Origin of the sequence: Pseudoalteromonas denitrificans DSM 6059 (genome assembly GCF_900112265.1) — a bacterium.
Classification (GTDB): Bacteria; Pseudomonadota; Gammaproteobacteria; order Enterobacterales; family Alteromonadaceae; genus Pseudoalteromonas; species Pseudoalteromonas denitrificans.
In genome coordinates, this window is record NZ_FOLO01000006.1 from 20,631 (window position 1) to 37,334 (window position 16,704).

Annotated in this window: 15 protein-coding genes; 2 read left to right on the forward strand and 13 right to left on the reverse strand. The window is 36.0% G+C overall.

The genetic code is table 11. From position 1 onward, the window contains the following. Positions 1-123: 123 nt before the first annotated feature. The 13 genes from lpxA to rpsB form a co-directional block, all read right to left on the reverse strand. Complete coding sequence (gene lpxA, locus BM088_RS05605; RefSeq protein WP_091981323.1) at positions 124-894, reverse strand: acyl-ACP--UDP-N-acetylglucosamine O-acyltransferase; 771 nt, start codon at positions 892-894, stop codon at positions 124-126. Between the two features lie 2 nt (positions 895-896). After that, positions 897-1,349, reverse strand: a complete 453-nt coding sequence (gene fabZ, locus BM088_RS05610) for a 3-hydroxyacyl-ACP dehydratase FabZ (protein WP_091981326.1) — start codon at positions 1,347-1,349, stop codon at positions 897-899. Positions 1,350-1,362: 13 nt separating this feature from the next. Then, positions 1,363-2,424, reverse strand: coding sequence for a UDP-3-O-(3-hydroxymyristoyl)glucosamine N-acyltransferase (lpxD, locus tag BM088_RS05615; RefSeq protein ID WP_091981330.1), 1,062 nt, complete (start codon positions 2,422-2,424; stop codon positions 1,363-1,365). Then, entirely contained in the window at positions 2,424-2,936 is a 513-nt protein-coding gene (locus BM088_RS05620) for an OmpH/Skp family outer membrane protein (protein WP_177207961.1), read from the reverse strand. Before BM088_RS05620 ends, lpxD begins: the two co-directional genes overlap by 1 nt. Before the next feature lie 23 nt (positions 2,937-2,959). Then, entirely contained in the window at positions 2,960-5,428 is a 2,469-nt protein-coding gene (gene bamA / locus BM088_RS05625; RefSeq protein ID WP_091981333.1) for an outer membrane protein assembly factor BamA, read from the reverse strand. Between the two features lie 18 nt (positions 5,429-5,446). Continuing rightward, complete coding sequence (gene rseP / locus BM088_RS05630; RefSeq protein WP_091981337.1) at positions 5,447-6,799, reverse strand: sigma E protease regulator RseP; 1,353 nt, start codon at positions 6,797-6,799, stop codon at positions 5,447-5,449. Continuing rightward, on the reverse strand, positions 6,792-8,024 hold the full coding sequence (gene ispC / locus BM088_RS05635; protein ID WP_245763763.1) for a 1-deoxy-D-xylulose-5-phosphate reductoisomerase: 1,233 nt from the start codon (positions 8,022-8,024) through the stop codon (positions 6,792-6,794). Before ispC ends, rseP begins: the two co-directional genes overlap by 8 nt. After that, positions 8,021-8,887, reverse strand: a complete 867-nt coding sequence (locus BM088_RS05640) for a phosphatidate cytidylyltransferase (RefSeq protein ID WP_091981340.1) — start codon at positions 8,885-8,887, stop codon at positions 8,021-8,023. Before BM088_RS05640 ends, ispC begins: the two co-directional genes overlap by 4 nt. Before the next feature lie 48 nt (positions 8,888-8,935). After that, positions 8,936-9,679, reverse strand: a complete 744-nt coding sequence (locus BM088_RS05645) for an undecaprenyl pyrophosphate synthase (RefSeq protein ID WP_091981344.1) — start codon at positions 9,677-9,679, stop codon at positions 8,936-8,938. Positions 9,680-9,784: 105 nt separating this feature from the next. Beyond that, the gene (frr, locus tag BM088_RS05650) at positions 9,785-10,342 is read right to left on the reverse strand and encodes a ribosome recycling factor (protein WP_091981348.1); all 558 of its coding nucleotides are present in this window, start codon (positions 10,340-10,342) and stop codon (positions 9,785-9,787) included. Positions 10,343-10,392: 50 nt separating this feature from the next. Further along, positions 10,393-11,142, reverse strand: coding sequence for a UMP kinase (gene pyrH / locus BM088_RS05655; protein WP_091981352.1), 750 nt, complete (start codon positions 11,140-11,142; stop codon positions 10,393-10,395). 141 nt (positions 11,143-11,283) lie between these two features. Further along, a complete protein-coding gene (gene tsf, locus BM088_RS05660; protein WP_091981356.1) occupies positions 11,284-12,132 on the reverse strand; it encodes a translation elongation factor Ts in 849 nt (282 codons plus the stop codon). A gap of 103 nt (positions 12,133-12,235) precedes the next feature. Next, positions 12,236-12,964: a 30S ribosomal protein S2 gene (gene rpsB, locus BM088_RS05665; protein ID WP_091981359.1), complete on the reverse strand. Its 729-nt coding sequence runs from the start codon at positions 12,962-12,964 to the stop codon at positions 12,236-12,238. Positions 12,965-13,280: 316 nt separating this feature from the next. Here rpsB and map point away from each other — a divergent pair, with 316 nt between their 5' ends. Together map and glnD are read left to right on the forward strand one after the other, a co-directional pair. Continuing rightward, positions 13,281-14,066 (forward strand): type I methionyl aminopeptidase, encoded by a 786-nt coding sequence (gene map / locus BM088_RS05670; RefSeq protein WP_091981363.1) that lies wholly within the window; start codon positions 13,281-13,283, stop codon positions 14,064-14,066. Between the two features lie 10 nt (positions 14,067-14,076). After that, a complete protein-coding gene (gene glnD / locus BM088_RS05675) occupies positions 14,077-16,698 on the forward strand; it encodes a [protein-PII] uridylyltransferase (RefSeq protein ID WP_091981364.1) in 2,622 nt (873 codons plus the stop codon). The last annotated feature ends 6 nt before the right edge of the window (positions 16,699-16,704 follow it).

The following is a 16,704-nucleotide window of genomic DNA, read 5'->3' on the forward strand; positions in this document are numbered from 1 at the left end:
GTCATTAGCTATTATAAATGCAATAACTTCAGTGAATTATTGCATTTATAATGAATTAAAACTTATAGGCTAGCTTTATCAGTACCCTGAAAATAATAATTTAAGCAAAGCTACTTAACAGGTTTATCTCACAACACCACGCTCTGAATTTTTGACAAACTCGGCAAAGGTTTTAACAGCTGGATAATTATTAATATCATCAGCCATTTGTATCAACGCTTCTTCAACAGTTAAACCTTTGCGATATAATGTTTTGTATGCGCGACGAGTTGCCATCACTTCATCAGATTCAAAGCCTCTGCGCTTCATGCCTTCTGTATTAATTGCAACGGTTCTTGCTGGTGTGCCAATAGTAGTAACAAATGGCGGTACATCTTTATTCACACCCGAATACATGCCAACAAAAGCATGATCTCCGATATGACAAAATTGATGTATACCTGAATTACCCGCTAAAATAGCCCAGTTACCAACATGTACATGTCCTGCAAGACTCGCATTATTAGCAAGAATACAGTTATCACCTACAATACAATCATGTGCAACATGGGTATATGCCATAAATAGATTATTACTGCCTATTTTTGTAATACCTTCATCTTGGATCGTACCACGATGTATTGTTGCACTCTCACGAATGACATTATTATTTCCAATAATCAGTTTTGTTGGTTCATTATTATATTTTTTGTCTTGGCAAGCTTCGCCTACAGACGCAAATTGAAAAATATGATTTCCAGAGCCTATCTCAGATGGCCCTTTTATAACAACATGTGATTCGATAATACAATCATCACCAATCACAACATCATTGCCAATATAAGTCCAAGGACCTACTTTTACATTTTTACCAAGTTGAGCACCAGGCTCAATAATCGCAGAGGGATGGATCACGCTTATAACTCTCTTCTTGCACACATTAATTCAGCAGAACAAACAACCTTGCCGTCTACCTTTGCTTCACCATAAAACTTCCATAAATTACGACGTTCTTTAATAAAATCTACATGTAAATGTAACGTATCACCAGGATAAACAGGCTGTTTAAACCGAGCGTTATCTATTGCTGCAAACAAGTATAGTTCATTCTCAGCACGACCTTCTGTGGTTTTAAATCCTAATAGTCCTGTCGCTTGCGCTAAAGCTTCTAATATCATTACACCTGGGAAAATAGGCTGTCCAGGAAAGTGTCCTGTAAATATAGGTTCATTTGCAGTAACATTTTTAATTGCATGCAAATACTTTCCCGCTTCAAAATCGACAACTTTATCAACTAAAAGCATTGGATAGCGATGTGGCAATAGAGCCATAATTTCTTGGATATCTAAGCCATTTAATTCTTCAGCCAAAATATTATTCCTTTTATTCAACTTTAACTAAAGAAGCTGAGAGTTTTTCAAGCTCTTTAATTTTTTTGTTCATATCGCCAATATGACGTAAATGTGTCATTTGCTTACGCCAATCTCTATTTTTACTATGGGGAATACCCGAAGAATACACTCCAGGTTCCGTAATTGACGAAATTACCATCGCCATTCCGGTTAAAATGACTTTATCACACACTTCGATATGGCCATTAATGCCACATAAGCCTGCAATTTGACAATATTGTCCAATTTTGGAACTTCCTGCAATTACTGAGCACGCAGCCATAGCAGTGCCTTGCCCAATAACAACATTATGTGCAATCTGACATTGGTTATCAATAATGACATTAGAATGTATTTCAGTATCACCTAATGCCCCTCTATCAACTGTGGTGCTTGCACCTATCTCAACATTTGACCCTAAAACAACAGAGCCTAGCTGAGGAATTTTAATCCATTTACCTTGCTCATTAGCAAAACCAAACCCATCAGAACCTATAACTGCATTAGCATGAATAATACAGTTATCACCTAGCACGACTTCATGATAAATAGTTGCATTTGCCCAAATTTTACAATTTGAGCCTAATTTAGCATTTCTGCCAATAAAACAACCAGGGCCAATTTGGCAATCATCGCCAATAATAGCGCCTACTTCAATAACCGCATTAGCGCCAATTGAAGCACTTTCGCTCACAATCGCATCTGCATGGATAACAGCTGATGAATGAATACCACTCGCCGATTTTGGTGTTGTATCCATTAGCTGTGCTAATTTTGCATAAGCCACGTAGGGATCTGCCAGTACTAATTTATTACCAGTATAATACTTAGCATCTGCTTGCGTTAAAATAACAGCGCTTGCTTGTGTAGTTTCAAGTTGCTTTCGGTATTTTTTATTGGCTAAAAAACTAATTTGTCCGCTCTGAGCTGACTCTAAAGTTGCAATACGTGTTATTTCTAATACATTTGCATTATTAGAGTCTTCTTCATGTTCGCTAAAAACAAGTTCAGCACCTAAGTATTCAGCCAAATAGGCAAGTGTAAAATGCTGCATTATTTAAGTTTACTTACTCTTTCAACGATTTTAGCTGATATATCTTTTATTTTTTTAGCATCAAAATATACTAAAGCTTCTTTTCTTTTAACTTCATCAATTTTACTCGCTTTAGCTTCAGACTCTACAGCTTTTAATACTAAAGCTTGTACTTTTGATAGCTCTTGATTTTGACGTGTTTTTATTTCTTGCTCTAGAGGGCGTGCTTTTGCAGCAAAATCTTGTTGCATTTTTTGTAACTTCTCAGTCAAAGCCGTTTTTTGCGCTTTGCTCATTGTTGCACTTTCACGCTTAAACTTCTCAGCTTCAAAACGGATATCACCTTGTAATTTTTCAATTTCTTGGCGACGTTCAGAAAACTCTGTTTGTAAAGTTTGTTCGATTGTGCTCATTTGAGGCAGCTGACTAAAAATCTTTTGCATATCAATTACAGCAACATTGTGTGCTAAAACGGTTGATGAAGTACTTAACATCATAGTTGCGAATATGCTTGATTTAATTATTTTTTTCACAATAAATTCCTTTGAAATTCTATCTAAAAAGTATTACTTATATTAAAGCTAATTGATTTAGTCTTGTCATCTTCTTCTTTTTTAAGTGGATAAGCAAAACTAATCACCATAGGCCCCATTGGAGATACCCATTGAATTGACATACCTGTTGCTACCCTAAACCTCGAAGCGTCAGAAAAATCATCTAGTTTAGCCCTTTGATCTACAGATAAGTTAGAAAAGCGGTTCACATCAAATTCTGTATCCCAAACATTAGCAGCATCAACAAAAAAACTTGTTCTAACTGAACTTGTATTTTCATCATCTAAAAAAGGTGTTGGTACAATTAATTCTAAACCGGCAAGTGCTTTAGCATTACCACCAATACGACCAGCCAAGCCTATTTGGTCAAATTCAGGATCGCCACCAATATTACTCGCATTGCCATCTGGTGTTGGCGAACCAGGTAATGGACTTGGGTTACGCTGTACAGCTCTAGGTAATATTGTATTTCTATCAAAGCCACGTAATTCTGACTCTGTAATTCTAAAGAACTCTTGAACCGGCAAAATTTGATCATAGCCATTTGTCGTGCCAAACCCATTACCGTAACCAAATGCTGCACGTGTCATAAATGACCATTTATGATCATTACTAATAGGCCAGTAAAATTTAGAGTCATAATTGACTTTAAAATAAGTAAGGTCTGATCCCGGTGTTGTTGCTTTTAGCGTTAATGATTGGCGAGAACCAGCTGTTGGGAATAAACCTCGGTTGAGTGTTAATCTTGACCAACCAATACTCAATTCTACTTTTGTAAAATCAAAGCCTGCATCAGGATCTTCAGGGTCTAAGAAGGTTTCACGCATTATACGTGTTTGCTCATATTCAGATAATTGAGATAACTCTTCTTTACTTAAAGTAGCGCCAAAATTAATACGATTAATCGCATCAATTGGGAACCCTAAACTACTACCAATACCATAAGACGTACTTTTATAATCAACAAGGCTAAACTTACTAGCATCATAATTACGATAAAATATACGGTTTCCTAAGCTAACGCCATCAGGTGTAAAGTAAGGGTCCGTATGAGATAAACTAACCGACTCTGAACCTGTTGATGTATTAATATTAAAAGCGACTTGGTTACCGGAACCTAAAAAGTTAGATTCACTAATGCCGATATTAAATTGTAAACCATTATAAGAGCCATACGCTAAGCCTGCATTAAAGCTACCAGCTGATTGTTCTTTTACTGTAAAATCTACATCAACTTGGTCATCAGAGCCAGGCACAGGTGTCACATCAAACTCAACGCTTTCCATATACATCAAACGCTGCATTTGAATTTTTGAACGCTCTAATGATTGATTTGATAACCAACCACCTTCTAACTGAGTCATTTCACGGCGAACCACTTCATCTGCGGTAATTGCATTGCCTGAAACATTGATACGTCTTACATAAACACGTTTCCCAGGATTAACTGATAAAGTAAGCTTAACTTCTTTTTTTTCTTCATCAACTTCTGGAATTGTTCTTACTTCAGCATTCGCATAACCAAAACGTGCTAAGTAACTTTTAATAAATTCTTCAGAGGAAGTAACAACAGAGCCATTATAAAGTTCGCCAGCTCTTAGAGGTATGACTGAGCGAATAAGCTCTTCTCTATCTAACAAATCACCTATAAAGTCAAAACCACTCACTTTAAATTTCTCACCTTCGGTGAGGTTAACTGAAACATATACATTTTCTTTATCTGGGCTGACAGATACTTGTGTGGAATCAATATTAAATTGCAAGTAACCACGATCTAAATAATAACTGCGTATCTTTTCTAGATCGCCTTGAATTGCTTGCTTTTGGTAACGATCATTGCCCATAAAATCCCACCAAGATAAATCTTGTTGTGATTCTACTTGTTGCAATAACTCTTCATCTGAGAATAACTGATTACCGACTAAATTGATTTGACGAACAGAAGCTGCTTCACCTTCATCAAATTTCAATTTTAGCTTAACGCGATTACGTGGTAAATTAGTTATGCTTACATCAACAGTCGCATTGTATTTACCAATACTATGAAAGAATTCAACCAGACCCTTTTCAATATTATCTATAACGGTTCTATCTAAAGGTTCACCTTTTCGAATATCTTTACCTTCGAGAGATTCATCAAGCTGCTCATCTTTAATATCTTTATTACCATCAAACTCAATGTAACTAATTGTCGGACGTTCTTTTACTTTAAATATTAATGTCTGACCATCTCGATAAGCTTTGATATTATCAAAGTGACCTGAGCTGTATAATGACTTAATCGTTTTTGCTATTGTATAGTCATCTAGATTATCGCCTACATTAATAGGGATATGTGTTAATGCTGCACCTAAGGCAACTCTTTGCAGCCCTTCAACTTTTAAATCGTCTACGATAAAAGCAGTTTGGCCTAACGAGGTAAAACTCGCCCCAATTAAACTTGTTGCAGCCAAATATTTTTTTATAGCCATTTTATTATCTTTTACCCTTTACAACCGCATAAAATCATTGAATAACGCAAAGCCAGTCAACAATAATAAAACTAATGCGCCAATTCTAAAACCAAATTCTTGTGTCTTTTCAGAGACTGGTTTTTTTCTGATAAGTTCAATTATGTAATACATTAAATGCCCGCCATCAAGAATTGGCAAGGGCAATAAGTTAAAAACACCTAAATTAACGCTGATCAAGGCTAAGAAGCTCAAAAAAGCAACTAAACCATAACTTACACTTGCACCAGCACCTTGTGCAATACCAATAGGACCACTTAAGTTTTTAACTGAAACCTGCCCTGTTAACAAGTTTCCAATCATTTCAAAACTTAAAGAAACCATCTGCCAAGTTTTATCTACACCGAGAAAAAACCCATCAATTAAGCCATATTGCCTTGTTGATATATAACTTTCAGGCCATTTTGATGCTAAAGGTATCACACCTAAGTAACCTTGGCTAAACCCATCCTTTGTTGGTTTGTTATCAGGTACAACCTTTATGTTTAATTTTTCACTACCACGACTGATTGTCATAAGTAATGGTTTATTTGCTGATGCCTGTATAAGCTTAACTAATTGTGGCCAGTTTGAAATTTTTTCACCATCGATTAAATAAATTTTATCACCCACTTTCAAGCCATATTTTTTTGCAGCAGAATCTTCAGCAATATGCGCCAACTCTGTCGTAATAAGCGGCCTATATGGCGTAATGCCAATAGCATGAATGGGGGATTTTACATTATCATCTAACGTCCAACTTTTAAGGTTTAAATTTTTTACTATCTGACCTTCAATGGGATCATTAACAATAATTTCAACTTTTTCCTCTCCCATATTTTGCATGAGCGAAAAAGTGGTTTCACGCCAGTCAAAAACAGTCTCACCGGCAATAGAGATAAGGGTTTGGTCTGCTTTAATTCCAGCTAAAAATGCGCGACTATCGGGCTCAACATCACCAATTACAGGCTTAATTGATTGCACACCTATCATGTACATTGTCCACAACAAAATAATCGCAAAAGCAAAATTAGCTAAAGGGCCCGCGGCAACAATGGCAATACGAGAAAGCACGGGTTTACTATTAAATGACAAATGTTTTTCATTTTCATCAACAGCTTCAACACGCTCATCAAGCATTTTGACATAACCACCTAATGGAATAGCCGCAATAACATACTCAGTGCCTAACTTATCATTCCAAGTTATTAATGGCTTACCGAAACCAATTGAAAACCTAAGTACTTTTACACCTGCTTTTCGTGCAACCCAAAAATGACCATATTCATGAACTGTGACTAAAATCCCTAAAGCAAGCACAAATGATGCTAAATTCCATATAAAATCAAACATCTTTTATTTCCTTGTTAATGATTTCATTTGCATAATTTCGCGCTATTTCATCAATATTTAAAATATCCTCTAATGAGTCAGCATGATTATTTGGCATCATATTCAACACTTGGGAGTTTATTTTATAAATATCAGTAAAAGAAATATTATTTGATAAAAAAGCACCTACAGCAATTTCATTGGCGGCATTGATAGTCGTAGTTGCAGCTTGACCTAAGCGACACGCATCCATAGCAAGCTTTAAATTTGGGTAACGGGAAAAGTCTGGCGCAGTGAAAGAAAAGTTAGCCATATTTGTAAAGTCTAACGCTTTAACACCTGATTCAATACGTTTTGGATAAGCAAGCGCATGTGCGATAGGTGTTCTCATATCAGGATTTCCCATTTGAGCAAGCACTGAGCCGTCTTTGTATTGCACCATAGAGTGAATAATACTTTGTGGATGTATGACGACATCAATGTCATCAACACTTGCATTAAACAGCCATTTAGCTTCAATGAATTCAAGACCTTTATTCATCATAGTCGCTGAATCTACTGATATTTTTCTACCCATATTCCAATTTGGATGAGTTACAGCTTCATCAACACTTACCTGAGAAAAAGTATTAATATCACGATTTAAAAATGGTCCACCAGAGCCCGTTAGTAAAATTTTATTTATGCCCTGCTCAATTAAAGAAGTGTTTTGAGCATTATTTTGCATGGCTGCTGGTAGACATTGATAAATTGCATTATGCTCGCTATCTATTGGTAACAAAGTCGCATTATGTTTTTTAACTTTATCAATAAATAATTGCCCAGACATAACTAAGGACTCTTTATTTGCCAGCAATACTTTTTTTCCTGCTTCAACAGCAGCTAATGTGGGCAACAAACCAGCGGCTCCAACAATTGCAGACATCACAATATCAACTTCATCCACCTGTGCTAAATCACACATAGCCTGAGTGCCTGATAAAACAATTGTTGATGTATTATGAGAACGCAATGCATCTTTTAGCTTACGAGCCTTAACAGCATCAAACATAACAGCATATTTAGGTTTAAATTCAATGCACTGCGAAAGCATTTTAGTGTCATTTTTACCAGCTGATAATGCAAAAACCTTAAATATAGGATTTTGGCGGATAACATCTAATGTGCTAACACCTATTGAGCCTGTAGAGCCCAATATATAAACACTTTTAAAATCTGACGTCATAAAGTTCTCATCTGAACTCATGAATTTAATGTCCAAGCATAAAACGCTACAAATATCGGTGCTGCAGCTGTTAAGCTATCAATTCGATCCAAAATACCACCATGACCAGGTAAACAACGGCCACTATCTTTAAGACCTGCTTCACGTTTAAACATGCTTTCTAATAAATCACCCACGGCAGAAAAAATAGCAATAAATACAGTGATACATACATATAAAAACCACTTATTCTGCTCTATTCCAGCAAAGTAACAAAAAATTAAAATAAAGAGCGTACTTGCTATAACACCACCGGCTAAACCTTCTATGGTTTTATTTGGGCTGACATTTGGCATTAATTTATGTTTGCCAAAATTTTTACCTGAAAAGTATGCCCCAATGTCCGCACTCCAAACTATGCCCAATACAATCATGATTAAAATCGAACCATGTAAACTAGACTCAGAGTAAGACGCACTCCTAAGCGCATTTAGTGCTAACCACAAAGGAACTAAGGTTAAAAATCCAGCCAAAGCTCTCATTAATATACCTTTATTCCAAGATTTAGACAGAGAGGGATATTGCCATACCAAAGCTGAGGCAACTAACCACCAAGCAACTGATAAAGTGAATAAATAATTAGCATCAGCTAAAAGTTTATTATTTTGCCATAATAATTCTATAGGCCAATGAAAATGTAATACGGTAAGAATAAGTGCAATGAAAGTAACATATACAAAGCGAGATGTGATTTTTTTTAGTCCCATAAAGCCGGACCATTCCCAAGCGCCAACTAATACAATAAGTGCTGCAATATAGCTAAATATCATCAGTGGTGTATAAAATACAAGTGCCAAAGCCGCTGGCGCTAAAACCATTGAAGTTATAATTCTTTGTTTAAGCAAACTGTTTACCTTTTAAATTGAACACTTGCGTGAGTTCTTATTATTTCATTAAGCGAGTAATTGTTTTATTTGTTCGCCGGTACAACCGAAACGTCGCTCTCTTGATACATAACACGCAATTGAATCAGCAAATGCTTCATCATTAAAATCAGGCCATAAGGTATCAGTAAAATAGAGTTCTGCATAGGCTGCTTGCCATAACAAAAAGTTACTAATACGTAAGTCACCACCGGTTCGGATCAATAAATCTAACGCGGGTTGCTCAGCCATCATAATATGTTTTGAAATGAGTTCTTCATTAATGTCTTCGTTTTTTACTTTACCTTCAGATACCAATGCTGCAACTTTTTGAGTTGCTTGCGTAATATCCCAGCGCCCTCCATAGTTAGCGGCTATATTAAGGCAAAGACCTGTATTATCTTTTGTTAAACATTCAGCCTCAATAACGCGCTTCTGTAACTTATCAGAAAAACGGGATAACTCCCCCATAATCCTTAGTTTTACATTATTTTTATGTAACTTCTTAACTTCCTTGGTAAGCACAAACATAAACAACTCCATCAAGGTAGTAACCTCTTGCTCTGGGCGTTGCCAGTTTTCACTACTAAATGCAAATAACGTAAGCGATTGTATTTCTAGTTTTTGGCAGAATGTCACCGCATTACGAACAGCATCAACACCTTTTTTATGACCAAAAACACGTGGTTTACCCTGAGCTTGCGCCCATCGTCCATTCCCATCCATAATAATTGCAATGTGTTTAGGTAAAGTTTGCTGTGTTATTTCATTCATTGATGAACCATTAACAATATAAATTCCATAAAAAAACGCCGACTAGTATACCCTAGGCGACGTTTAATCTCTAATATTTTACGTTATATAAAACGTATCTTGAGATTAAAATTCCATTAATTCTTTTTCTTTGGCTGCTAATTGTTCATCCATTTCTTTAATAAACAAATTAGTTAGTTTTTGAATTTCATCTTCAGCTTGGTGTTGTTCGTCTTCAGAGATTTCTTTATCTTTTAACAATGACTTAAAATCACTGTTTGCATCTCGACGTATATTTCTAATAGCAACTCGACCACCTTCAACTTCACCACGCACTACCTTGATAAAATCTTTACGGCGCTCTTCTGTTAATGGCGGTAGAGGTACACGAATAACGGTACCAGCAGACATTGGGTTTAAACCCAAATCAGACATCATAATTGCTTTATCAACCGCTTTTGTAAGCTCTTTATCAAAAACTGTTATGGCTAATGTACGCGCATCTTCAGCAACAATATTAGCTAATTGATTTAGCGGTGTATCTGCGCCGTAATAAGGCACCACAATGCTATCAAGAAGACTTGGATGTGCACGACCAGTTCTAATTTTAGCTAACTGATTCGCTAATGCATCAACACTTTTTTTCATGCGCGTTTTAGCATCGCTTTTTATTTCGTTAATCACAGTGTTATTCCTATATTTTTTGAAACTAGAGTATTATTTCTGAAATCAAGTTATTCTACTGGTTCAATTGAGCTCTTATCTGAGATAAGTGTACCTTCATCTTCACCCATGATCACACGTTTTAGTGCACCAGGTTTATTCATATTAAATACACTGATTGGCATATTATGATCTCGAGCCAATGTAAATGCAGCTAAATCCATTACTTTTAATTCTTTTTCAATAATTTCATCATAACTTAAATTATTAAATAATGTCGCATCTGAGTTTTTAGCCGGGTCATCATTATAAACACCATCTACTTTTGTTGCCTTGATCACAGTATCGGCTTCAATCTCAATACCACGTAAACACGCAGCTGAATCTGTCGTAAAAAATGGGTTTCCTGTTCCAGCGGCAAATATTACAACTCGACCAGTTTTCAACAAGCTGATAGCCTCAGACCAGTTATATGCCTCACATACGCCATTAAGCGGAATTGCCGACATCAGGCGAGCATTTACAAACGCACGATGAAGTGCATCACGCATTGCTAAGCCATTCATAACTGTTGCAAGCATTCCCATATGATCACCAACAACACGGTTCATTCCAGTTTCTGCTAAGGTGCCACCACGAAGGAAGTTACCACCACCAATCACTAAACCAACTTCTATTCCTAATTCTACTAACTCTTTAATTTCTTGAGCCATGCGATCAAGTACTTTTGGGTCAATACCAAATCCTTCATCGCCCATTAAAGCTTCACCACTTAGTTTTAATAAAACACGTCTAAAAACTGGCTTTCGATTTATATTCATAAGTTACCTGACTAGAAATAGGGATAAAAACGGGCAAAAAAATAACCGCGCTCATTAATAAAAATGACAACGCGGCTATTCTAAATAATTTTACCTAATGAAGCAAAGCAAAAACGCTCTACATATAGACAAATTATAGGATTAAGCTTTAGCAGCAGCTACAGTTGCAGCAACTTCAGCAGCAAAATCTTCTTCTTTCTTCTCGATACCAGCACCAACTTCTAAACGTACGAAGTTAGATACAGTTGCGCCTTTTTCTTTAAGAATAGCACCAACAGTTTTCTTAGGTTCCATGATGAAAGCTTGACCAGTAAGAGAGATCTCACCAGTAAATTTCTTCATACGACCTACAACCATTTTTTCTGCGATTTCAGCTGGTTTGCCTTCGTTCATAGCGATATCGATTTGAACTGCTTTTTCTTTTTCAACTACGTCAGCTGGCACATCTTCAGGGTTAACAAACTCTGGGTTTGATGCTGCAACGTGCATTGCAACATGCTTAAGTGTTTCTTCGTCAGCTTCACCAGCTACAACAACACCAATACGCTCACCGTGGCGGTAAGTTGAAAGTGTTGCACCGTCGATGTATTCAACACGACGTACGTTTATGTTTTCACCAATTTTAGCAACTAAAGCAACACGTGCTTCTTCGAACTGTGCTTGTAAATCTGCGATAGCTATTTTTGAAGCTGCAGCAACGTCTAGTGCTGAATTAGCAAATGCTAAGAAGCTTTCATCTTTAGCAACAAAGTCAGTTTGACAGTTAACTTCAAGTAATGCAGCGAAACCTTCGCCTTTCTTGATAAGGATTGTACCTTCAGCAGCGATGTTACCTGCTTTTTTAGCAGCTTTAGCAGCACCACTTTTACGCATATCTTCAATCGCTAACTCGATGTCGCCATCAGTTTTAACTAAAGCTTTTTTACAATCCATCATGCCAGCGCCAGTGCGCTCGCGTAATTCTTTAACTAGGGCAGCAGTTACAGCCATTTTAAATTCCTTAAAACAATTAAAATTAAATAAACAGGGGTTCAGCTTTAGCGATACAGCTATAACTCGAACCCCTATTGAGTATTAAATAATTATTTAATACTTATTCAACTTCTACGAAGTCGTCTTTTTCAGCTTGAACAACGATGTTGCTTTCACGGCCTTCGATAACAGCATCAGCAATTGCGCCAGTATAAAGTTGTACTGCACGGATCGCATCATCGTTACCAGGTACGATGAAATCAACGCCATCTGGGTTAGAGTTAGTATCAACAATAGATACAACTGGAATACCAAGATTGTTAGCTTCGCGAATAGCGATATGCTCGTGATCAGCATCGATTACAAAGATAGCGTCAGGTAAACCGCCCATATCTTTGATACCACCAAGGCTCTTATCTAGCTTTTCCATTTGACGAGTAAGCATTAATACTTCTTTCTTAGAAAGCTTTTCAAAAGTACCGTCTTGGCTCATTGTTTCAAGGTCTTTTAAACGCTTGATAGACTGACGAACTGTTTTCCAGTTAGTAAGCATACCACCTAACCAACGGTGATTTACAAAGTACTGGTCAGAACGAATAGCAGCTTCTTTAACTGCTTCGCTTGCTGCGCGCTTAGTACCAACAAAAAGAATTTTACCTTTGTTTGAAGCTGTTTTCTCGATAAAAGAAAGTGCATCATTAAACATTGGTACAGTTTGCTCTAAGTTGATGATATGAACTTTATTACGAGCGCCAAAAATGAAAGGCTTCATTTTTGGATTCCAGTAACGTGCTTGGTGACCAAAGTGAACACCAGCTTGAAGCATATCGCGCATTGAAACGTTTGCCATTTTTTTATTCCTTAATTTAGTTTAGGGTTAAGCCTCCACACATCCCATAGCGCTAACATTGTTAATGTAACAATGCACCCAAACGTATGTGACGATGTGTGTGTGTTTTTAGTTAATATATTAAAATATATCGGTTTAGTGCCTCTTATTTACAATAAAATCATGAGTTAAAACGACGTTTTTATTTAAAAAAACGAAAACTGAAGATTTTAATTGTAAAAAGGACGCGCGCTTTATACCATAACGCCATGTATAATTCCAATCTTTCTCAAAATAATTGTTCAATTTTTGAATAGAAATTTGCTTCGGAGCATAAATGAGCGCAGTCATAAAAACACCTGCTGAAATAGAAAAAATGCGCATTGCTGGCCGTTTGGCTGCTGATGTATTAGAAATGATAGCCCCTCACGTAAAAGAAGGGATTACCACGCTAGAGTTAGATACGATTTGTCACAATTATATTATTGATGTACAAAAAGCGATTCCAGCCCCTTTAAATTATCATGGTTTTCCTAAATCTATTTGTACATCTGTGAATCAAGTTATTTGTCATGGAATTCCAAATGAAAAACCACTAAAAGATGGCGATATTATAAACATTGATATTACTGTAATTAAAGATGGTTACCATGGCGATACTTCTAAGATGTTTTATATTGGAACACCCAATATACAAGGTAAACGCTTGTCAGAAGTTGCACAACAAAGCCTATACCTAGCGATAAAAATGGTAAAACCAGGAGCCCGATTAGGTGATATTGGTTCTGCAATTCAAAAGTATGCCGAAAGCTTTAAATACTCTATCGTCAGAGAATATTGTGGTCATGGTATCGGCGCAGAGTTTCATGAAGAACCTCAAGTAATGCATTACGGAAAGCCTGGAACAGGTGAAATACTCAAAGAAGGTATGTGCTTTACAATAGAGCCTATGGTTAACGCCGGAAAACGCCAATGTAAAGTATTAAAAGACAATTGGACTGTAGTCACAAAAGACAGAAGTTTATCGGCACAATGGGAGCATACTCTTTTAGTAACTAAAAATGGAGTTGAAATTTTAACGCTTAGGGCTGATGATACGATAGATAAAATTATCGAACATTAGTAAATACCTTATGGCTGTTCCCGAAATACAAATCAAGCAACTTGCTCAATGTGAGTTGCTCGAAGATTATAAAAATGCCATAGCAGATTTTTATCTTTGGCTTAAGCAAGAATTCTCATATCAACCTGTAGAAAGATTAATTAAAGCGCGCGCTTGTTATATAGATCAATTACTTTGCAAGTTATTCCAAGGTTTTGGGCTAGCCAATAATAACAATTTGACCTTAATTGCAGTGGGCGGCTATGGACGCGGGGAATTACACCCTTATTCTGATATCGATTTTTTATTATTGGTTCAAAAAGAACCAACAACAACTGAATGCGAAAAAATAAGTCAATTTGTGACTATGTTATGGGACTTAGGATTAGATATAGGTCATAGTGTCCGTACTTTAGAACAAACGATTGATTATGAAAAACAAGATGTATCTTTTGCGACTAGTCTCTTAGAAAGTCGTTTAATTTATGGGTCAGAGGAAAATTTTAACCTCTTTCAAACCAAGCTTATTCAAACTAAAACCTGGAACTCTGAAGACTTCTTTTTAGCAAAAACACAAGAGCAAGACTTACGCCACAAAAAGTGCCATGGAACTACTTATAATTTAGAACCTAATTTAAAAGAAAACCCAGGTGGTTTAAGAGATATTCAAACGATTATTTGGGTCGCAAAAAAACATTTTAAATCCCAATCTTTAAGTGATTTGATCACTGATGGATATTTGACCTATGAAGAACACCAAGAATTATTAGAGTGCTTATTAAATCTTTGGAATATCAGGTTCGCACTGCATCTTGCCTCAGGAAGAGCTGAAAATAGACTGTTGTTTGATCATCAACCCCTCGCAGCTGAATTATTAGGTTTTGGTTCAGATGGAAAAGCCTCTGTAGAGCGTATGATGAAACGACTCTTTAGGATTATGAGTCGGATCAGAGAGTTAAATCAAATGCTGTTAAGGTATTTTGATCATAGTATTTTACCTGATAGAAATACTCATAAAATTGAACAATTAAATGATGATTTTGTTCGAGTTGATCATCAAGTTAAAGTAGAAGACCCATCTGTTTTCTTCAACCGAGAGAAAATATTTGAGTTATTTGAGCATATAGCCAACAACCCTAAAATTACACACATTCATCCAAGCACATTAAGAACACTGCGCCAAGTTCGTAGACGTTTGTTAGGTGATTTACAAGATTATGCCGCATGCCGAACTGCTTTTTTAAGGCTTCTTAAACATCCAAATGGTATGGGCCGTGCATTTACCTTAATGCATAAGCACGGTATTTTAGCGGCATATTTACCTCAATGGCGTAATATATTTGGTCAAATGCAATTTGATTTATTTCATGCCTATACAGTTGATGAACATACACATAAAGTCATTCAAAATATTCATCATTATTTTTCACCCCAAAGTGAAACTGAGTTTCCTTTATGTCGTGAAATTGTTGTTCGAATGGAGAAACCTGAACTACTCTATTTAGCGGGAATATTTCATGATATCGCTAAAGGTAGAGGCGGCGATCATTCTGAATTAGGTGCATTAGATACTATAGAGTTTGCAAAATTACATCAATTTTCTGATTTTGAAGGTAAGTTTATTGCTTGGTTAGTTGAAAACCACCTATTAATGTCAGTAACCGCACAACGAAAAGATATTACAGATCCTGATGTGATAAACGAATTTGCCAAACGTGTTAAAAATGAAAAAAGATTAAACTATTTGTACTGTCTTACGTTAGCTGATATTCGTGCTACCAACGATAACCTTTGGAATAGCTGGAAAAATACTTTATTACGAGAACTTTTTTTATCTACACGTAGAGCATTGCGATTAGGTCTTGAAAATCCAATGGATTTAAGAGATCAAATTAGAGATAAAAAACGTCAAGCTAAACAAGATCTATTAAATTTAAACTTTAATGAAGCGCAAATTGATTTTTTATGGAATCGCTTTAAAGCCGATTATTTTACTCGCTTTAGTGCATTACAAATTTCATGGCATAGCCAACATTTACTTGAAGCAAAAGATTTATCACAACCTGTTGTGATTGTTTCTGAAAAAGCAATGCATGGTGGTACGCAGGTTTTTGTATATAGCCCAGATAAAATTAATTTATTTGCGCGATTAGTTAGCTTTTTAGGGAATAAAAAAACACATATTCACTATGCGCAGGTTATGGTGTCGAAAGACGGTTACGCGATAGATAGTTTTGTAATACTTGAAAAAAATGGTTCAGCAATAGAATCACCAAGTCGAATAAGTTCAATTAAACGTGGCATTGAACAATCACTTAAAGAACCCAATAAAAAAATAAGAATAAAAAAAACACGCTCAAAACGCTTTAAAGGGTTTAACATTAAACCTCAGGTTATTATCAGATCACACGGTAGAAAAGATCGAACATTAATTGAAATACAAGCTGTAGATATTCCAGGTTTATTAACAAAAATAGCCAATGTATTTCAAAAAACCAAATTACATATTCATGCGGCTAGGATCACTACAATAGGCGAACGTGCAGAAGATTTTTTTGTTGTATCTGATGCACAATATCAAGCTTTAGCTCCTGAGATACAGGCAAAAATAAGCCACACATTATTAGAAAGTTTAAATAAAGAAACTGAATAATTAGAA